The organism is Thalassovita aquimarina (assembly GCF_018219815.1).
Classification (GTDB): Bacteria; Pseudomonadota; Alphaproteobacteria; order Rhodobacterales; family Rhodobacteraceae; genus Thalassobius; species Thalassobius aquimarinus.
Genome location: NZ_JADMKU010000010.1, coordinates 41,374 through 59,423 on the forward strand (window position 1 = coordinate 41,374; position 18,050 = coordinate 59,423).

At 63.4% G+C, this 18,050-nt stretch carries 19 protein-coding genes; 11 read left to right on the top strand and 8 right to left on the bottom strand.

All coding sequences use genetic code 11. From position 1 onward, the window contains the following. Positions 1-7: 7 nt before the first annotated feature. The gene (locus IT775_RS12125) at positions 8-628 is read right to left on the bottom strand and encodes a thiamine phosphate synthase (RefSeq protein ID WP_212701379.1); all 621 of its coding nucleotides are present in this window, start codon (positions 626-628) and stop codon (positions 8-10) included. 56 nt (positions 629-684) lie between these two features. Then, positions 685-1,014 (bottom strand): TfoX/Sxy family protein, encoded by a 330-nt coding sequence (locus IT775_RS12130; RefSeq protein ID WP_212701380.1) that lies wholly within the window; start codon positions 1,012-1,014, stop codon positions 685-687. 82 nt (positions 1,015-1,096) lie between these two features. On the opposite strand from IT775_RS12130, the gene IT775_RS12135 reads away from it, so the two are divergent. The 5 genes from IT775_RS12135 (at position 1,097) to IT775_RS12155 (ending at position 5,144) form a co-directional block, all read left to right on the top strand. Next, on the top strand, positions 1,097-1,243 hold the full coding sequence (locus tag IT775_RS12135; RefSeq protein ID WP_212701487.1) for a hypothetical protein: 147 nt from the start codon (positions 1,097-1,099) through the stop codon (positions 1,241-1,243). Continuing rightward, positions 1,188-1,934 (top strand): RNA methyltransferase, encoded by a 747-nt coding sequence (locus IT775_RS12140; RefSeq protein ID WP_212701381.1) that lies wholly within the window; start codon positions 1,188-1,190, stop codon positions 1,932-1,934. The genes IT775_RS12135 and IT775_RS12140 overlap by 56 nt, the downstream gene beginning before the upstream one ends. A 75-nt stretch (positions 1,935-2,009) precedes the next feature. Continuing rightward, the gene (gene ctaA / locus IT775_RS12145) at positions 2,010-3,152 is read left to right on the top strand and encodes a heme A synthase (protein WP_212701382.1); all 1,143 of its coding nucleotides are present in this window, start codon (positions 2,010-2,012) and stop codon (positions 3,150-3,152) included. 1 nt (position 3,153) lies between these two features. Continuing rightward, entirely contained in the window at positions 3,154-4,629 is a 1,476-nt protein-coding gene (locus IT775_RS12150) for a carboxypeptidase M32 (RefSeq protein ID WP_212701383.1), read from the top strand. Positions 4,630-4,679: 50 nt separating this feature from the next. Continuing rightward, a complete protein-coding gene (locus IT775_RS12155) occupies positions 4,680-5,144 on the top strand; it encodes an MAPEG family protein (protein WP_212701384.1) in 465 nt (154 codons plus the stop codon). A 239-nt stretch (positions 5,145-5,383) separates the two neighbouring features. Here the strand turns inward: IT775_RS12155 and gyrA are convergent, their stop codons facing one another. Continuing rightward, the gene (gyrA, locus tag IT775_RS12160; RefSeq protein WP_212701385.1) at positions 5,384-8,116 is read right to left on the bottom strand and encodes a DNA gyrase subunit A; all 2,733 of its coding nucleotides are present in this window, start codon (positions 8,114-8,116) and stop codon (positions 5,384-5,386) included. A 192-nt stretch (positions 8,117-8,308) separates the two neighbouring features. On the opposite strand from gyrA, the gene IT775_RS12165 reads away from it, so the two are divergent. Beyond that, positions 8,309-8,578, top strand: coding sequence for an usg protein (locus tag IT775_RS12165; RefSeq protein ID WP_212701386.1), 270 nt, complete (start codon positions 8,309-8,311; stop codon positions 8,576-8,578). Between the two features lie 63 nt (positions 8,579-8,641). Here the strand turns inward: IT775_RS12165 and IT775_RS12170 are convergent, their stop codons facing one another. The 4 genes from IT775_RS12170 to IT775_RS12185 form a co-directional block, all read right to left on the bottom strand. After that, positions 8,642-9,262 carry a MarC family protein gene (locus IT775_RS12170; RefSeq protein WP_212701387.1) on the bottom strand — a complete coding sequence of 207 codons (621 nt, stop codon included), beginning with the start codon at positions 9,260-9,262 and terminating at the stop codon, positions 8,642-8,644. Between the two features lie 159 nt (positions 9,263-9,421). Continuing rightward, positions 9,422-9,934 (bottom strand): 2OG-Fe(II) oxygenase, encoded by a 513-nt coding sequence (locus IT775_RS12175; RefSeq protein WP_212701388.1) that lies wholly within the window; start codon positions 9,932-9,934, stop codon positions 9,422-9,424. A 1-nt stretch (position 9,935) separates the two neighbouring features. After that, a complete protein-coding gene (locus IT775_RS12180) occupies positions 9,936-10,175 on the bottom strand; it encodes a hypothetical protein (RefSeq protein ID WP_212701389.1) in 240 nt (79 codons plus the stop codon). A gap of 155 nt (positions 10,176-10,330) precedes the next feature. Continuing rightward, positions 10,331-10,825: a DUF2267 domain-containing protein gene (locus tag IT775_RS12185; RefSeq protein WP_246525546.1), complete on the bottom strand. Its 495-nt coding sequence runs from the start codon at positions 10,823-10,825 to the stop codon at positions 10,331-10,333. A 270-nt stretch (positions 10,826-11,095) separates the two neighbouring features. Here IT775_RS12185 and IT775_RS12190 point away from each other — a divergent pair, with 270 nt between their 5' ends. After that, positions 11,096-12,088 carry a methyltransferase gene (locus IT775_RS12190; protein ID WP_212701390.1) on the top strand — a complete coding sequence of 331 codons (993 nt, stop codon included), beginning with the start codon at positions 11,096-11,098 and terminating at the stop codon, positions 12,086-12,088. 307 nt (positions 12,089-12,395) lie between these two features. Beyond that, a complete protein-coding gene (locus IT775_RS12195) occupies positions 12,396-12,893 on the top strand; it encodes a P-loop nucleotide/nucleoside kinase family protein (RefSeq protein ID WP_212701391.1) in 498 nt (165 codons plus the stop codon). 80 nt (positions 12,894-12,973) lie between these two features. Here the strand turns inward: IT775_RS12195 and IT775_RS12200 are convergent, their stop codons facing one another. Continuing rightward, entirely contained in the window at positions 12,974-14,821 is a 1,848-nt protein-coding gene (locus tag IT775_RS12200) for an ABC-F family ATP-binding cassette domain-containing protein (protein ID WP_212701392.1), read from the bottom strand. Positions 14,822-14,962: 141 nt separating this feature from the next. Here IT775_RS12200 and IT775_RS12205 point away from each other — a divergent pair, with 141 nt between their 5' ends. From IT775_RS12205 to IT775_RS12215, 3 genes are all read left to right on the top strand, one after another. Continuing rightward, positions 14,963-16,156 (top strand): multidrug effflux MFS transporter, encoded by a 1,194-nt coding sequence (locus IT775_RS12205; RefSeq protein ID WP_212701393.1) that lies wholly within the window; start codon positions 14,963-14,965, stop codon positions 16,154-16,156. Positions 16,157-16,251: 95 nt separating this feature from the next. Further along, a complete protein-coding gene (ndk, locus tag IT775_RS12210; protein ID WP_212701394.1) occupies positions 16,252-16,674 on the top strand; it encodes a nucleoside-diphosphate kinase in 423 nt (140 codons plus the stop codon). Between the two features lie 222 nt (positions 16,675-16,896). Next, complete coding sequence (locus IT775_RS12215; protein WP_212701395.1) at positions 16,897-18,030, top strand: leishmanolysin-related zinc metalloendopeptidase; 1,134 nt, start codon at positions 16,897-16,899, stop codon at positions 18,028-18,030. The last annotated feature ends 20 nt before the right edge of the window (positions 18,031-18,050 follow it).

Genomic DNA, 18,050 nt, shown 5'->3' on the forward strand with positions numbered 1-18,050 from the left:
GGGCCGTTCAGGCGAAGTGCGATTTCAGCTCGGTAAGTGCTTTGGAAGCGTCGTCCTGCGACCAGATCTCGTCACCGATGCCGAAGAAATCGGTGAACGGCGACAGGGTGCGGATCGTTTCGGCGCTCAGCGCGCCTTCGGCCACCACCGGCACTTCGATCATTTCCGACCACCACTGGAACAGGTCGGTTTCCGCCACGGTGCCGTCGCCCAGATCGGTGGCGCCGACGGGGCCGAAGCTGACGTAATCGGCCCCCGCTTCGCCCGCGTTCATGCCGTCATGGCGCGAGGCGCCGCAGTAGGCGCCGACGATGGCATCCGCGCCCAAGGCCTTGCGCGTCTTGCGCACCAGCCGCGACCCGTCGCCCAGATGCACGCCGTCCAGCCCCAGCCGTTCCACCATCAGGATGTGGTTTTCGATCACCAGCGCGACGTCGCGGGCATGGGTGACTTCGCGCAACGCGTCGCCGGCGCGCGCGATGCGGTCTTCGTCATGGCTGGCCAGCGCCAGCCGGACACAGGCAATCTCATGCGCGTCCAGAACCGCGGCCAGCCGGTTCGGGAAGTCCGACAATTCGAACTCCGACGGGGTGATCAGGTAGATTTGCGGCTGCTCGATCTCGGCCATGGGGTGCTTCCTTCCGTGGTCTTTCGCGCCGCTATAGCGTGGATTTTTCCGCTTGGCTACTTCTGAGGTAACGCGCGGGTATGGGCCAGCGCCAGGGCCATCAGCCGGGCGCGGCGCGCATCGTCCGCCATGAGGTCTTCGTCCACGTCGACAATGCCGCCCATGCGGCGGCCGGTGAAGTCTATCGGCCGGGCGCCGTCGATGGCCAGCGCCTCGGCCTCGCGTTCTTTGCCAGTGCGGAACATGCCGCCGTTCTTGTGCACGCCGCAGACCATGTTGCCATGCAGCAGAAAACAGAGCCCGCCGAACATCCTTTTTTCGCTAATGCCGCTTTCGCCGGCCAGATCGTCGCGCATCAGTTGCGCCAAGCCTTCGTCATAAGCCATCACCGTTCCTCCGCCGGGAAAGGATAGGCGGGTGGCGGCGGTTCGCCAAGGCGCGCGGTTTTGACTGCCGCAGCGCCGGGATATGGGTATTTTTGCCAAGAAAAAGCGGCTGGGGGTTGGATTGGCCCCGGTGCTGATCTATCAGCGGGCGGTGGATTTTTCGGAGATCGATCATGCCAAGTGCCATGCCGCAGCCGTCCTTCGTTTTGGTACGCCCGCAAATGGGTGAAAATATCGGCGGCGCCGCCCGCGCGATGTGGAATTTCGGATTGGACCGGATGCGCGTGGTGGAACCGCGCGACGGCTGGCCGAACCAGAAGGCGGTGGCGATGGCCAGCGGCGCCGGGCGCCTGCTGGACGAGGCGGGGCATTATGGATCGGTGGCCGAGGCGCTGGATGACTGCAACTTCGTCTTCGCCACCACCGCGCGGGGGCGGGGGCTGACCAAACCGGTTTACAGCCCGGAGAAGGCGATGGAGCTGGCGCGCGAAAAGATCGCTGCCGGTGAAAAGGTCGCCGTCATGTTCGGCCCCGAACGCGCGGGGCTGGAAAACGAGGACGTGGCGCGCGCCAACGCGATCATCACCGTGCCGGTGAACCCGGAATTCTTCAGCCTGAACCTGGCGCAATGCGTGTTGCTGACCGCCTATGAATGGCGCCGCCAGTCGGTCGAGATCGAGCACGAGCGGGTCGAGATGGCGAAAACCGACTGGGCCAGCGCGATCGAGGTGGAAAAGCTGTCGCAGCATTACGAGGAACGGCTGGACGAGGCCGGGTTCTTTTTCCCCGAGGCCAAGGCGGAGGGCATGAAGGTCAACCTGCGCAACCTGTGGAGCCGGATGCCGCTGACGCGCGCCGACGTGCAGATGTTCCACGGCATGCTGCGCCAGATGGTGCGCTGGAAGAACCGCCAGGACTGAAAATAACGGGGCAGGGTGACGCACTTGCGCCCGGCCCAAACCGCGCCATATTCTGCGCCGGAACCGGAGGGCAGCATGAGCCAGAAACGCAATATTTTCGAAGAGGTTGGCAGCAATGCTGCGGCCAGGGTGGAACCGAAGGGCGGCATGATCGATGCGGCCAAGCGCGGCGCGCGGCGGGGCATTCGCGCCTGGCTGATCGTTCTTTTCGCGCTGGTGGTAACGATGATCGCGGTGGGCGGGCTGACCCGGCTGACCGATAGCGGGCTCAGCATCACCGAATGGAGGCCGGTCACCGGCGCGCTGCCGCCGATGAGCGAAGCGCACTGGCAGGAAGAATTCGACAAATACAAGGCGATCCCGGAATTCCAGCTGCAGAACAGCTGGATGGAACTTTCCGATTTCAAATCGATCTACTGGTGGGAATGGGGCCACCGGCAACTGGGCCGGGTGATCGGGCTGGTCTGGGCACTTGGCTTCCTCGGGTTCCTTGCGGCGCGGCAGATCCCGGCCAGCTGGACCCAGCGGTTGCTGCTGATCGGTGCCCTGGGCGGCGTGCAGGGCGCCGTGGGCTGGTGGATGGTCAGCTCCGGGCTTTCGGGCTCGATGCTGGACGTGGCCAGCTACCGCCTTGCCACCCATCTGGGGCTGGCCTTCATCATTCTGGGTTTCATCGCCTGGTACGTCTTCCTGCTGGGCCGTGAGGAACGAGATCTGATGCAGGCGCGCCGGTCGAGCGAGCGCAAACTGTGGGGGATCTCCACCGGCTGGCTGCACCTGGCCTTCGTGCAGATCCTGCTGGGCGCCTTGGTGGCGGGGATCGATGCGGGCCAGAGCTTCACCGACTGGCCCTTGATGGGCGATCAGGTGGTGCCGCCGGGGGCTTTCGAGATCACGCCGATCTGGCGCAATTTCTTCGAAAATCCCGGTCTGGTGCAGTTCATCCACCGCTGCGTCGCCTACCTGCTGCTGGCCTATTCCATCATGGCTTTCCTGAAGGGACGCAAATCGGCCCATGCGGGCACCCGGGCGGCCTTCACCGCCGCCTTCATCGCGGTGCTGGGGCAGGTGAGCCTAGGCGTCTACGTGCTGTTTTCAGGGGTGCAGGCGCATGTGGCGATCACCCACCAGGTGGTCGCCGTCATGGTCTGGGTGCTGGTGCTGCGGGCGCGCTTCATGAGCGGCTATCCGGTGGTCGGGAAAATCAAGGGGGCTTAAGATGGCTGCATATGACGATTTGATGGCGTTTCAGCGTGACACGATGGCGTTGGCGCAGGTTGCGGGCCGGCTGGGCTGGGACCAGGAAACGATGATGCCGCGCGGTGCCGCCGACCAGCGGTCGGACGAAATGGCAGCGATGGAAAAGGTGCTGCACGCCCGGCGCACCGATCCGCGCGTGGGCGAGTGGCTGGCGGCGATCGATGACGCGGCGCTGGACCCCGTCGGGCAGGCGCAGATGCGCCATATCCGCAAGGCGCATGCCCGGGCGATGAAGGTGCCGGCGGATCTGGCCGCCGAGATCGCCAAGGTGACCAGCAAGGCGCAGGGCCAGTGGGCGCAGGCGCGCGCCGACGAGGACGTGGCGGCCTTCCTGCCGGTGCTGGAACAGGTGGTGGCGTTGAAGCGCCGCGAAGGTCAGGCGCTGGCCGATGGCGGCGATGTCTATGACGCGATGATCGACGACTATGAGCCCGAAATGACCGCCGCCGAGCTGGGCGCGATGTTCGGCGCGATGCGGCCGCGTCTGGTGGCGCTGCGCGAAGCGGTGCTGGAGGCGGAAGCGCCGCAGGCGATCAGCGGGCATTTCCCCGCCGACAAGCAGATGGAACTGACCGCGAAACTGGCTACCACCTTCGGATACGACCTGCATCACGGGCGGATCGACAAGGCGGTGCACCCGTTCAGTTCCGGATCGGGCCACGACGTGCGGATCACCACGCGGACCAGCGAACTGGACCCGTTCAACTGCCTCTATTCGACCATCCACGAGGTCGGCCATGCCTGCTACGAGCAGAATATCGACGACGCCTATCTGCTGACGCCGCTGGGCGGCGGCGTGTCGATGGGTGTGCATGAAAGCCAGAGCCGGATCTATGAGAACCAGCTGGGCCGCAGCGCGGCCTTCACCGGCTGGCTTTATGGCCAGATGAAGGACACGTTTGGCGATTTCGGCATCGCGGATGCGGACGAATTCTATCGCAGCGTGAACCGGGTGCACGAAGGCTACATTCGGACCGAGGCGGACGAGGTCCAGTACAACCTGCATGTCATGCTGCGGTTCGATCTGGAACGCGCGCTGATGCAGGGCGATCTGGACGTTTTCGATCTGGAAGCGGCGTGGAACGACCGGTTCGAGGCCGATTTCGGCTATGCCGTGGACAAGCCGTCGAACGGCTGTCTGCAGGATGTGCACTGGTCGGTGGGCCTGTTCGGGTATTTCCCGACCTACAGTCTGGGCAACGTCTATGCCGGGTGCCTGTACCAGGCTTTGCGCGGGGCGGTGCCCGGGTTGCAGGACCAGTTGGCGCGGGGTGACCTGGCGCCGGCGACCGGATGGCTGCGCGACAACCTGCAGACCCATGGCGGGCTGTACGAACCGGCCGAGGTGGTGGAACGCGCCAGCGGCGTCGCGCCGGGGCCGGAACCGCTGCTGGAATACCTGGAAGCCAAGTTCGCCGGCATCTACCGGCTGTAATAGGAGCCTGACCCGGCCTGTGCTACCCTTCGCAAAACGGAGGATAGCACATGCAATACCTAACCCCGGACAACCCGGTTTTTGTCACCTACGCGATCGCCGCCGCGCTGATGGTTGTGAAACTCATGGGGCAGGGATGGCTGACCGTTTACCGCATGATGAAAAGCGACTCGGGGCTGGTGAACCCCGAGGACCTGCGGCAGACGCCGCTCAACCCGCACCCGCGCGATGATCAGCTCGAACTCAACGATTACGTCGACCGGTCGCGCCGGATGCATCGCAACGATCTGGAAAACATTCCCGGATTCTGGGCGGCGGGGCTGCTGTTCGTCTTCGCCGCGCCGCCGCTGTGGCTGGCGCAGGGGCTGATGTACGGGTTCGTGGGCGCGCGGCTGCTGCACGCCTGGGCCTATCTGTCCAAGCAGAACCACGAGGTGCGCGCGACTTTCTACACCATCGGATCGGTGATCGTGATCTACATGGCCTTGCACGCGCTGGTGGCCCTGCTGGGCTGATACCGTTGGCCTGCGGGGCCTTCCTGTATCACCAGGCCTTTGAAGGCAGGGGGGCAGCCGCAGCGGTGTGCGGCGTGGCGATTGCGAATACGGCCGCGCTGGCAAGGGAACGGAACGCGCTCATCTGATTGCCAATCGCGTCGATATAAAAAAGGATGGGCTGATTTTAGCCCATCCTTTTTATGGTGTGGCGGAAATCCGGCTGGATCATCGCCCGCGCGCGGAGATTTGCGCGGGAATTAGCCGTCCTGTCCCTCGTCGCCATCCTCTTCGTCCTGTTCGACGATGCGGGCGACGGAAACGACCACTTCGCCCTTGCCGGTGTTGAACACCTTGACGCCGCCGGCCGAGCGCGAGCGGAACGAAATGCCATCCACCGGCACTCGGATCGATTGACCCTTGGAGGTGGCCAGCATGATCTGGTTGTCCAGATCGACCGGGAAGGAGGCGATCAGGTCACCGCCGCGCATCGCCTTGTCCATCGCCATCACGCCCATGCCACCACGGCCGCGGACCGGATAGTCGTGCGAGCTGCTGAGCTTGCCGGACCCGCCTTCGGTGATGGTCAGGATCAGGTTTTCCACCGCCGACATCTCGGCATAGCGTTCCTGGGTGATAGAGCCTTCGATCTGTTCCTCTTCGGCCTCGGCATCGTCGGCCAGACCGGCCACCGCGCGTCGCATTTTCAGGTAGGCGGCGCGTTCTTCCGGGGTGGCTTCGAAATGGCGGATGATCGACATCGACACGACGCGGTCGTCAACGCCTAGGCGGATGCCGCGCACCCCGGTGGATTTACGCCCCTTGAAGACACGCACATCGGTGGTGGGGAAGCGGATCGCGCGGCCCGAATTGGTCACCAGCATGACGTCGTCGTCTTCGGATGCGATGCGCGCGTTGACCAGTTCCACCCCTTCGGGCAGGTCCATCGCGATCTTGCCGTTGCGCATCACGTTGGTGAAGTCGCTCAGCGCGTTGCGGCGCACGTCGCCGGCGCTGGTGGCGAACACGATCTGCAGGTCGGCCCATTCGTCCTCGGGCCGGTCGACCGGCATGATCGCGGCGATCGACACCCCGGTCGGGATCGGCAGGATGTTGACGATCGCCTTGCCCTTCGAGGTCCTCCCGCCCTGCGGCAGGCGCCAGGTCTTGAGCTTGTAGGCCATACCGTCTGTGGTGAAGAACAGAAGCTGGGTGTGGGTATTGGCCACGAAAAGGGTGGTGACCACGTCCTCTTCCTTGGTCTGCATCCCCGACAGCCCCTTGCCGCCGCGTCTCTGAGCGCGGAAATCGGCCAGCGGGGTCCGCTTGATGTAGCCTCCGCTCGTGACCGTCACGACCATGTCTTCGCGTTCGATCAGGTCCTCGTCTTCCATGTCGCCCGACCAGTCGACGATCTCGGTCCGGCGCGGCACGGCGAACTGATCCTTCACCTCGGCCAGTTCGTCCGAGATGATCGCCATGATCCGTTCGCGCGAGGCGAGGATTTCAAGGCATTCGCGGATCTTTTCGGCCAGTGCCTGTAATTCGTCGGTGACTTCCTTGACCCCGATCTGGGTCAGGCGCTGCAGCCGCAGTTCGAGGATCGCGCGAGCCTGGGTTTCGGACAGGTTGTAGGTCCCGTCCTCGTTCATCTTGTGGGTCGGATCGTCGATCAGCTGGATGTATTCGGCGATGCTGGCGGCGGGCCAGCGCCGGGTCATCAGCTTTTCGCGCGCTTCCGCCGCGTCGGCCGAGGACCGGATGGTGGCGACCACCTCGTCCACGTTCGAAACGGCGACGGCCAGACCGCACAGGATGTGGCTGCGTTCGCGCGCCTTGCGCAGTTCATAGGCGGTGCGCCGCGCCACCACGTCTTCGCGGAAATCGATGAAGCTGGTCAGGAAGCGGCGCAGGGTCAGCGTTTCCGGCCGGCCGCCGTTCAGCGCCAGCATGTTGCAGCCAAAATAGGTCTGCATCGGGGTGAAGCGGAACAGCTGGTTCAGCACCACCTCGGGCGTGGCGTCGCGTTTCAGTTCGACCACAACCCGGACGCCGTTGCGGTCGGATTCGTCCTGCACATGGGCGATGCCTTCGATCTTCTTGTCGCGGACCTGTTCGGCGATCTTTTCGATCATCGAGGCCTTGTTCACCTGATAGGGAATTTCGTCGATGACGATGGCGTAACGGTCGCGGCGGATTTCCTCGACCCGGGTCTTGGACCGGATGATGACGCTGCCGCGCCCCTCAAGGTAGGCTTTGCGCGCGCCGGACCGGCCCAGCATGATGCCCCCGGTGGGGAAATCGGGGCCCGGCACGTATTGGATCAGTTCCTCGGAGCTGAGATCGGGATTGACGATCAGCGCCTGGCAGGCGTCGATCACTTCGCCCAGGTTGTGCGGCGGGATGTTGGTGGCCATGCCCACCGCGATGCCGCCGGCGCCGTTGACCAGCATGTTGGGGAACCGCGCGGGCAGGACCGTGGGTTCGCGGTCCTTGCCGTCGTAGTTGTCCTGGAAATCGACGGTTTCCTTATCGATGTCGCTCAGCAGGAAGGCCGCCGGCTTGTCCATGCGCACCTCGGTGTAGCGCATGGCCGCCGGGTTGTCGCCGTCCATCGAGCCGAAGTTGCCCTGACCGTCCAGAAGCGGCAGCGACATCGAGAAATCCTGCGCCATCCGAACCAGCGCGTCATAGATCGCGCTGTCGCCGTGGGGGTGGTATTTACCCATCACGTCGCCGACTGGACGGGCCGATTTGCGGTACGGCTTGTCGTGGCTGTTGCCGGTTTCGTGCATGGCATAGAGGATGCGCCGGTGCACCGGTTTCAACCCGTCGCGCAGATCGGGGATCGCGCGCGAGACGATCACGCTCATCGCATAGTCGAGATAAGAGGTTTTCATCTCGTCCGTGATGGACACGCTGGGGCCTTCGTAGGCCGGGCGTTCGGGCGTGTTTTTGTCTTCGTTTTCAGGGGTTTCTGGCGTATCGCTCACTTGGGGTAACCGCTCTGTTCGATTGTCTATATTTTGTTACATGACTTATATCAGAGCCATGATATGGGGTGCAATGGTCGCATGCGCCTGCATTTGGCAGCGCTCGTGAATGGGTGCTAACACTCTGTTTTTATTGACAATTAAAATGAAGATGGCACTCTGTTTACACGGGTAGTCAAAAAGAGGTGCAACATGGAGATTTCAGAAACCGAATTGATGCTGAAAGGTTATGGGCTGACCACGGCCGAATTCTACTACCACATGCCCGATCACGTGCATGTGCTGAACAGCTTCATCTGGCAGGATTACGACCTTGCCCCGGACCATCCGAGGCTGTTCGACTTCATCGACTTCTGGCAGCGCGAAATCGACGGGCCGCTGCATTCGGTGCGCTTCAACCATCGCAAGATGATTTCGCCCGGCGAATGGCGCAACGTGGTGGGGGAATTCAAGGTCCACTGATCCCGGATCAGGCGAAACCCGCGATGGATTTCACGGCGCTTTCCGCGCCAGGGAACGTCCTTGTCAGGCGGCGAAGCCGAAGGCCTTCAGCCCGTCCAGCACGAATTGTACCGACAGTGCAGCCAAGAGCATACCCAGCAGCCGGGTGACCACGTTGATCCCGGTCTTGCCGAGTGCGCGTTCCAGCAGTCCTGCCGACAGGAACAGCACAAGCGCGATCATCAGTACCGCCAGCATGATCCCCAGCACCATCGTCAGCCCCCAGATCCCCGGATGCTGGCCGGTCAGCAGGATGATCGTGGCGATCGATCCTGGCCCCGCGATCAGCGGCATGGCGAGCGGGAAAACCGACGGGTCGTTACTGTGATCCTCCTCCTCGGCCTGATCCTCGCGTCGTTGCGCCCGGCGCTGGAACAGCATGTCCAAGGCGGTCAGGAACAGCAGGATGCCACCGGCGATGCGGAAGGCGGGCATCGAGATGCCGACGAAACCCAGCACTGCTTCGCCAAAGAGCGCGAAGAGGCTGAGCAGCAGGCCAGCGATCAGGCAGCCGCGCAACGCGATCTGGCGGCGTCTGGATTGCGGCATGCCCTGGGTCAGGGCGACGAAGACCGGGGTCAGCCCGATCGGGTCCATGATCACGAAAAGCGTGACGAAACCGGTGATGAGAAAGGCGCTGTCCATGGACTTCGGCTATCCTAATGCCGTTGGCCTGTCCAGTATCGGGCAACCCCGCCCGCACAAAACGGTTTGCGGGCGGGCCGTTGCCGGGTCGAACCGGCGCAGCGTGGTTTCAGTCCGCCCTGGGTTCGAAGCGAGCGCTCAGGGTCAGCCGGACCTCGGTCAGATGCGCGAAGGCAGGCCGGCCCGGTGCAGAACGTCGCCGCCAAAGACCAGCACGCGCCCCGTCTTCATCCCGACCGCCAGCTCCGGTTCGTAGTCGTCGGTCAGGAAAATGGTTTCGCCGGCCCAGTCCGGTTCCCATTCGGTGTTCACGTAGTACAGAACGGAAATGTCCCCCGCGCGGGTGGAATCGGTGTGAATGAAGGTCTGGTCGCCGAAGCGGGACGCGTTGCAAAACACGTCATAACAGGACAGGTCATTCAGGCCCGTCGCTTCGCAGGCGATGTCCCTCAGCGCATCGTGAAGCCAATGCTGCCGGAAATCGTCAACGGCGAATTCGGCCGACCATTCCCGAACCCGGGTGGTGTCCTGCCGGGAGGCGTGCAGGAATGTGTAATCCGCGTGGGCGAAAAGGTTGAAGGCCCGTTTCTTCTGTTCCTCGCTGAACATATCGTCGAAGATATGGATGGGCTTTTCCGAGACCGATTTCACGCGGTGCGAAATCGCGGCCATCTTACATGCGGTCTTTCAGCTTGGCCCGCATCGCGGCGCTGCGGTCTTCGGGGTCGATGTCGTCCAGGATTTCCTCCAGGGCGCTCAGCCGCTGCCGGCCGGCTTCCAGGTCTGCGGCGACCATGCGGTCCTTCAGCTTGCTGCCCTTCTTGGACCGGACCCGGTCGAGGTCGATATCCGAAATTTGTGCTTCGAGGTCGGAAAGCTTCTGCTTGATGGATTCGAGTTCTTTTTCGCTCATGCGGCACCTAATCGTTTGGGTTGAAATGTAACCAAATGGTACCCGTCAAGCGAAAATGCGTCAAATTTTTTCCCGCCCGGTGTCCGCACGACGCGGCCGAACCGTTCCCCCCTTGTCGTTCTTGTCCGCAATTGCGCCGGGCGCGGCGGACCGGCCTACAGGATCCGCGGTCCCAGCGTCGCGGGATCGACCGAGGGCGTGTGCCAGAAGTCACGGGCGAAACAGGGCAGGGTGGCCAGCACCCGGTCCAGATCGTCGCGGCGCACCGATTTGCGCAGGGCGATGGCTGTGGCCTCGACGCAATTGTCGGGCGTCAGGTTGTGATCGGGACGCAGCGCCTTGGCCTCGGCGGTCCAGTCGGCGCGGGTTCCGGGGGCGACGGGGCCTTCGGCAAAGTCCCAGTCGGCGACGAAGATCGCGCGCGGCACCGTCGGCAATACTTGCGCGAAGGCGATGGCCTGCTGCGGCGTCAATCGGCGGCGGAACGCCTTTAGCACGCCCTGGATCGCGGTATAGGCCAGGTTGTCGGTTTCCAGCCCCATCGCGTCGCGCGCATCGTCCAGAAAGCCGCGCCATTCGCGGCTGGCATGTCGGTAGGTCCAGGGCATCGGCATGGGATGGATCTCGTCATGAAAGTCCGATGCCGCCATTAGGGGACATCGACAGCGCGGATGCAACCGGTGCAGTTCCGGTGTCCCGACAGGCTACGCATCTTTGGTCGCGGATTGAGCGGGGCTCACCGCCGGGGGCGGGGGCCACGGCCCCTGTGCGGCTTTCGGAAAAACTGGAACTGCACCGTCAACAGGCGCCGTTGGTTTTAGGGCGATGGGCTGCTGTCAGCTTGCGAAGCTGCCTTTGCAGCGATCTTTGTGGTAATGTTTTCAGGCGCGCGCAGTCTGACATTAGAAGGACGGCCGATCATGAATAGCACGGGGGCAGCTGATACGCAGAAGATACGCCAACTGGTAACGGGGTATCAGGTGGCGCGGGCGCTTCTTGCGGCCGACGAATTGGATCTCGTCGAGAAATTGAAGGATGGCCCCAAGACCGCCTCCGAACTCGCCGCAGAAACCGATACCGATGGCTCAGCCCTTTTCCGGTTCTTGCGCGCACTCTGCACGATCGATCTTTTCAAGGAAACGCCCGACGGGCGGTTTGCGCTTGGTTCCCTTGCGCCCGGGCTCAGGGACGCGGCGCGCATAGGGGTCGAAAACTACGCGGCATGGGTGGAACTGCCCTTCAGTCTCAGGACGGGCCGGGCGGCCTTTCCGAAAGTGCACGGAAAGACGTTCTACGACTACCTGGCGGAGGAGGAAAGGCGCGCGGCCCGTTTCGACAATGCCTTGGCTGCGGTGTCGCTTGACTGGGCCCCCGCCGTTCTGGACGCTTATGATTTCACGGGAATTGATGCGGTGGCGGACATCGGAGGAGGGCGCGGAACTTTCTTGACCATCCTGCTGCGCGCATACCCGAAAATGCACGGTATTCTGTTCGACCAGCCAGATGTCGTGCGACATTCCAAGCCGATATTGCAATCGGCTGGGGTGCTGGCCAGATGCGACGCCATTGGGGGCAGTTTCTTTGAGGAGGTGCCCGCCGGTGCGGACGCCTACACTTTGTGCAATTTGCTGGCGGACTGGCCGGACAAGGATGCGGTCCAAATCCTGAAATCGGTGGAGAGGGCGCTCCCGACGGATGGAAAGGTTCTGATAATCGACAGGGTTCTGCCGCCCGCAGGCGATCCCGGCCGTCAGGCAATGGCGTTTCTCGATCTGTTCTTTCTGGTAATGGAGGGTGGGGCAATTCGTACTGAACAGGAATTCGCCGATCTGCTGGCCCATTCGGGGTTGAGGCATATTTCGACCATCGCGACGAACAGCACGTTCAGCATCATAGAAGCGCAACGTCCATGACCGCTACCCGATCCGCGAGGCTGGGCGGCCATGCCCGCGCCCTTTGTGAGGCGGGAAGGGGTTTTCGCCGAAATCCGGGCCAAGCTCCGCGCGGGTGACGACGCCGCGGTAGAGTTCGGAGCGATGGAATGTGCTTGCGGGTGGACACACCTTCGGTTGTGTGCCAAACACCCGGCATGAAAACCTTGATGCAGAAAATCGGCGCGCGGCGTCAAAACCGAATTACGGTCCCGGCCTGACAGACCGGGCCGGGTGGTCGATTTCTGAACGTCTGATGCGCGTGATGCGCCGAACAAGGTTATCTGCAATGTCTCTTACATCTCCTACGCTGCACATGCTGTGCGGAAAAATCGCTGCGGGAAAATCCACGCTGGCGTCAAGGCTGGCGGGCCTGGACGGAACGGTCCTGATCGCCGAGGACGATTGGCTGAACGCCCTTTTTGCCGAGGAAATGTCATCGCCATCGGATTACGTGCGGTGTGCGTCGAAACTGCGAAAGGTCATGGGCCCACACATCACGACCCTGCTGAACGCGGGGGTTTCGGTTGTCTTGGACTTCCCCGCCAACACGGTTGAAAACCGCGATTGGATGCGTGGCATCCTCGAGGCGACCAACGCGTCTCACCAGCTTCACCTGCTGGTTTCGTCAGACGAGCTCTGCCTGGCGCGGCTGCGCGAACGCAACGCACAAGGCGATCATCCGTTTGCGGTGACCGAGGCGCAGTTTCGCCGGTTTTCCGAACACTTCGTGGCGCCATCGCCGGACGAAGGATTCAATATCGTGGTGCACGACGAACAGGGATGACCTGCGCGCAGCGGAGTTGCTGTCCGCTGCTGCCCGCGTCGGGATGCGCCATGGGCCGTTTGCCGTGTTGGAACGGCGTCCTAGGCTTCCGCCGCTTCCAGCTTTTCCAGCGCGTCCATCCACATCGCCTCGGCACGCTCCATCGCGTCGCGCAGTTCGGCGTATTTCTTCTGCAGAACCACCGCCTCGCCCTTGCGTTCGGAAAACAGTGCCGGATCGGCCAGCCGGGTTTGCAGCTTCTTGTCCATCTCGGTCAGCTTGCCCATGCGTTCTTCGCATTTGCGCACCTCGGCGCGCAGGGCCAGCACGGCGTCGCGGCTGGGGCGTTTCGGCGGGGGCGCCTTGGGCTTTTCGGCTTTCGGCGGCTGATCGGACTGCAGCAGCATCTTGCGATAGGCATCGAGGTCGTCCTCGTAGGGCGTCACCGCGCCGTCCTTCACAAGCCACAGCCGGTCGGCCACCATCGACAACAGGTGCATGTCGTGGCTGACCAGGATGACCGCGCCGGAATAGGCGGTCAGCGCCTCGACCAGCGCTTCGCGGCTTTCGATGTCCAGGTGGTTGGTCGGTTCGTCGAGGATCAGCAGATGCGGCGCGGGCAGGGTGGCCAAGAGCAGCGACAGCCGCGCCTTCTGCCCGCCCGACAGACGCCCGACTTCGGTTTCCGCCTGTTCTGCCATCAGCCCGAAGCCGGCCAGCCGTGCGCGCAGCTTGCTGGGATGTTCGCCAGGCAATTCGCGTTGCAGGTGCTGGATCGGGGTTTCGTCGACATAAAGTTCGTCGACCTGGTGCTGGGCGAAGAAGCCGATGCGCAGCTTCGAGGAACGGTTGATCTTGCCTTCCATCGGGGGCAGCCGGTCCGACAGTAGTTTCGCCAGCGTGGATTTGCCCTGGCCGTTCTTGCCCAGCAGCGCGATCCGGTCGTCCTGATCGATGCGCAGGTCCAGATGTTTCAGCACCGCCTGTCCGTCATATCCAACATCCACGCTTTCGGTGGAGATGATCGGCGGCGACAGTTCCTCGGGTTCGGGGAAGGTGAAGACGGTGCGCGCGGCATCCTCGGGGGCGCGGATCGTGTCCATCTTTTCCAGCATCTTGACCCGGGATTGCGCCTGCTTGGCCTTCGAGGCCTTGGCCTTGAACCGGTCGACGAAGCTTTGCAGATGGGCGCGGCGCGCTTCCTGTTTCTTGGCCTGCGCCGCCTGCACCGCGCGCTGTTCGGCGCGCTGGCGGGCGAATTGGTCGTAAGTCCCCGTGTAGTAGGTCAGCTGACGGTTCTCGAGATGCAGGATCGAGCCCACCGCGCGGTTCAGCAGGTCGCGGTCGTGGCTGATGATGATCACCGTGTGCGGGTAGCGCGCCAGGTAGCTTTCCAGCCACAGCGCGCCTTCGAGGTCGAGGTAGTTTGTCGGTTCGTCGAGCAGCAGGAAATCGGGCTGCGCGAACAGCACCGAGGCCAAGGCCACCCGCATCCGCCAGCCGCCCGAGAAGGCGGAACAGGGCATTTTCTGTTCCTCGGCATCGAACCCCAGACCGCGCAGGATCGAGGAGGCGCGGCCTTCGGCGCTCCAGGCGTCGATATCGGCGAGCCGGGTCTGGATGTCCGCGATGCGGCCGGGATCGGTGGCGGTTTCCGCCTCGGCCATCAGCGCGGCGCGTTCGGTATCGGCGGCCAGCACCGTGTCCAGGAGCGACACCTCGTTGCCCGGCACTTCCTGCGCGACGCCGCCGATACGGGCGCGGGCCGGAATCGAGATCGATCCGCTATCGGCGTGCAGGTCGCCCTTGATCAGCTTGAACAGCGTCGTCTTGCCGGCGCCGTTGCGGCCGATCAGGCCGACCTTGTGGCCGGTGGGAATCGTGGCCGAGGCGCCCTCGAACAAAGGGCGGCCCTCGATGGAATAGGTAAGATCATCGATGCGCAACATGACGGCGGAGTGCCAGAGGGTGCGAGGGGTGTCAATCGGGCGCGCGTATTTAGAGTGCCGTACCGTCGTTCCGCGCCTCGCCTTGCATGGCGCGACGCAGAAGCGTATCCTGAAACCGGTTAACCTGTTAACGGAATTCCGATGCAGTCCCCCCGCGCGAAACCGCGTCTTCTGACGCTGATCCTGCTGACGTCGCTTGCGGTGATGTCGCTGAACATGTTCCTGCCATCGCTGAGCCATATCGCGACCGATTTCGGCGCGCCCTATTCGGTCGTGTCGCTGTCGATTGGCGGTTACCTCGGCGTTTCGGCGGTGTTGCAGCTGGTGATGGGGCCGGTATCGGACATGATCGGGCGCAGGCCGCTGATCTTGGGCGGGCTGGCGCTTTTCACGCTGGCGTCGGTCGGTTGCGCCTTGGCGGGCAACGTGTGGATCTTCCTCGGCTTCCGGATGCTGCAGGCGGGCGTGGTGTCGGGCATGGTGCTGTCGCGGGCGGTGATCCGCGACGTGGCCGAACCGGCCGAGGCGACGCGGCTTCTGGCGGTGGTCGGATCGGCGATGGCACTGGCGCCGCTGCTGGCTCCGATGCTGGGCGGAGCCTTGGGCGAGGTGTTCGGCTGGCGGTCGAATTTCTGGGTCTTCGCGCTGTCAGGGGCGGCGATGTTCGTGCTGAGCTGGATCGATCTGGCCGAAACCAACCTGAAACGGCAGAACAGTTTCCGCGCCCAGTTCCGTACCTATCCGGACCTGCTGCGATCGGGCCCGTTTTGGGCTTACTGCGCCTGCCTGATCTTTTCCATCGGCGGCTTTTACGCCTACCTGGCCGGCGCGCCGCAGGTCGGTGAAAAAGCCTTCGGGCTGAGCCCCAGCAGCCTGGGCCTGATGATGGGCGCGACGGCAGTGGGATTCATGGCGGGCAACCTTGTCGCGACGCGGATCGGGGCACGGGTGGGGACCATGGCGCTGATCGTGTCGGGACGCTGGGCCTCCCTGATCGGCACGGCGGGGGCGATGGGGCTGCTGGCGATCGGCCTGTTTCACCCGGCGGTATTGTTCGGCGGCGCGGTCGTGCTGGGATTTGGCAACGGGTTGACCCTGCCGGGGGCCAACGTGGGCGTTATGTCGGTTGCACCGCATCTTGCGGGCAGCGCCTCGGGCCTGTCGGGCGCGTTGACGGTGGCGGCGGGCGCGGTGCTGACGCCGCTGGTCAGCGCCATGGTGGGCGGGCCGATGGGGGTCTATGTCCTGCTGGGCGCGATGGCGGCGATGAGCCTCGCCGGCGTGTTCGCGGCATACGTGATCCGCAACCATGAGAGACGCCTGCAACCGGTGTGATTGCGGCTTTTCAAACGGCAATGCGCATGGTAGTGGGGCGGCGATTTTCATGCCGCCGGGCCAGCGCCCGGCCCCAGGTAACCGAGGACAATACCATGGCCATTCAACGCACCTTCTCGATCATCAAACCCGACGCCACCAAGCGCAACCTGACCGGCGCCATCAACGCCAAGCTGGAAGCCGCAGGCCTGCGCATCATCGCGCAGAAGCGGATCCACCTGACCAAGGCGCAGGCCGGCGTGTTCTATGCCGTGCATGCCGAGCGTCCGTTCTATGACGAACTGTGCGAATTCATGGCTTCCGAGCCGATCGTCGTGCAGGTCCTGGAAGGCGAAAACGCCATCGCCAAGAACCGCGAAGTGATGGGCGCCACCAACCCGGCCGAAGCCGACGAAGGCACCATCCGCAAGGAATTCGCCCTGTCGATCGGTGAAAACTCGGTCCACGGTTCGGACGGCGAAGACACCGCCGCAACCGAGATCGCCTATTTCTTCTCGGGTCTGGAACTGGTCGGCTAAGCCGGACTTTCTAGCACGGTTAAAGTAACCGCCGCACGGGCAACCGTGCGGCGGTTTTTCATTAATGAAGCGTTAAAGCGCGTATTGTCCTTCGGGCGGAAACATATGCCTTCGTAAATCCAATCCAAACCTTGGGGATGGCGGCACTTCCTAGGGGATGGGCGACATTCGTGATACCCTTTGTCATTGTGGGTGGCGTGGGGAAAACAGAGGAGAAGACGAATGGCCTTCGAACTAGAGTTTTTCGATCCGCAGGTTCTGACCGGGGAAAATGACGACGCGGCCAAGGGCGGTGAACGCTCCTTTGACCTGCTCGATCTCGCGGCGCTGCTTGAGGACCAGTTTTCGTGGCTGGATGGTCCCGGCGACCAAGACCCCGATGAATTTCATTTCACCACGCCCGAGGCTCCGGCCCTGCAGTCCTTGCGCAGCCCGTTCAGTTCGCACGATCTGAACACCGGCGATACCGACCGGATCGATGGCGAAGCCTCGGCAAAACCTGACGGTGCCGGCGGTGGCAAGGGCGGTGGTGGCGGTTCCGATGGCGGCGGCGGTGGCGGCGGCAAGGGCGGTGGCAAGGGCGGCAAGAGCAATGACGGCGGCGACACCGGATTGCTGACCGAGTACGTCAGCAGCGCCGAGGGATCGGATTTCAATATCGAGATCGTGTTCAACGGCACATGGACCTCCGCGTTGCAGGATGCCTTCGTGACGGCGGCTGATTTCATAAGCTCGATCATCCTGGGCGACGTGGCCGATATCCTGTCCGGGCCCTATGCCACGGACGACATCACGATCACCGCCGAACTGGCCGATATCGACGGGTCGGGTGGCATCCTGGGGCAGGCCGGGCCGACGGTGTACCGCACGGCGGATTACCTGCCGGTGGCGGGGATCATGCAATTCGACGTGGCAGATGCGGAATATTTCGACGGGCTGGCCCTGTTCGACGACATCGTGTTCCACGAAATGATGCACACGATCGGTTTCGGCACCATGTGGGACCTGATGGGGCTGACCTCGGGGTCGATCACGACCGGCGATTTGACGTTTGCCGGGGCAATGGCGACCGAGGTCTACAATACCGATTTCGTGGCCCTTTCGGGCGGCACGGCAACGGGCGTTCCGATCGAGATGGATGGCGGCGCGGGCACCGCAGGCGGCCACTGGGACGAGGTGACCTTCGGGTCCGAAATCATGACCGGCTATATCAACGCGTCGAACTACCTGTCGGAAATGTCGGTCGCCGCGCTGGAGGACATGGGATACGACACCTATCTCGACAATCCCTTGCTGGTGGGCGACCTGACCGGCAGCGATCCTCTGTCGGCGATAAACGGCACGCTGTTCGCCTGACCCGGCGGGCAGGGCGGTTC

Bases quoted from the DNA above. Each gene is read 5' to 3' on its own strand.
- IT775_RS12125 (WP_212701379.1), bottom strand. From the start codon at position 628: ATGGCCGAGATCGAGCAGCCGCAAATCTACCTGATCACCCCGTCGGAG.
- IT775_RS12130 (WP_212701380.1), bottom strand. From the start codon at position 1,014: ATGGCTTATGACGAAGGCTTGGCGCAACTGATGCGCGACGATCTGGCC.
- IT775_RS12135 (WP_212701487.1), top strand. From the start codon at position 1,097: ATGGGTATTTTTGCCAAGAAAAAGCGGCTGGGGGTTGGATTGGCCCCG.
- IT775_RS12140 (WP_212701381.1), top strand. From the start codon at position 1,188: ATGCCAAGTGCCATGCCGCAGCCGTCCTTCGTTTTGGTACGCCCGCAA.
- ctaA (WP_212701382.1), top strand. From the start codon at position 2,010: ATGAGCCAGAAACGCAATATTTTCGAAGAGGTTGGCAGCAATGCTGCG.
- IT775_RS12150 (WP_212701383.1), top strand. From the start codon at position 3,154: ATGGCTGCATATGACGATTTGATGGCGTTTCAGCGTGACACGATGGCG.
- IT775_RS12155 (WP_212701384.1), top strand. From the start codon at position 4,680: ATGCAATACCTAACCCCGGACAACCCGGTTTTTGTCACCTACGCGATC.
- IT775_RS12165 (WP_212701386.1), top strand. From the start codon at position 8,309: ATGGAGATTTCAGAAACCGAATTGATGCTGAAAGGTTATGGGCTGACC.
- IT775_RS12170 (WP_212701387.1), bottom strand. From the start codon at position 9,262: ATGGACAGCGCCTTTCTCATCACCGGTTTCGTCACGCTTTTCGTGATC.
- IT775_RS12175 (WP_212701388.1), bottom strand. From the start codon at position 9,934: ATGGCCGCGATTTCGCACCGCGTGAAATCGGTCTCGGAAAAGCCCATC.
- IT775_RS12180 (WP_212701389.1), bottom strand. From the start codon at position 10,175: ATGAGCGAAAAAGAACTCGAATCCATCAAGCAGAAGCTTTCCGACCTC.
- IT775_RS12185 (WP_246525546.1), bottom strand. From the start codon at position 10,825: ATGGCGGCATCGGACTTTCATGACGAGATCCATCCCATGCCGATGCCC.
- IT775_RS12190 (WP_212701390.1), top strand. From the start codon at position 11,096: ATGAATAGCACGGGGGCAGCTGATACGCAGAAGATACGCCAACTGGTA.
- IT775_RS12195 (WP_212701391.1), top strand. From the start codon at position 12,396: ATGTCTCTTACATCTCCTACGCTGCACATGCTGTGCGGAAAAATCGCT.
- IT775_RS12200 (WP_212701392.1), bottom strand. From the start codon at position 14,821: ATGTTGCGCATCGATGATCTTACCTATTCCATCGAGGGCCGCCCTTTG.
- IT775_RS12205 (WP_212701393.1), top strand. From the start codon at position 14,963: ATGCAGTCCCCCCGCGCGAAACCGCGTCTTCTGACGCTGATCCTGCTG.
- ndk (WP_212701394.1), top strand. From the start codon at position 16,252: ATGGCCATTCAACGCACCTTCTCGATCATCAAACCCGACGCCACCAAG.
- IT775_RS12215 (WP_212701395.1), top strand. From the start codon at position 16,897: ATGGCCTTCGAACTAGAGTTTTTCGATCCGCAGGTTCTGACCGGGGAA.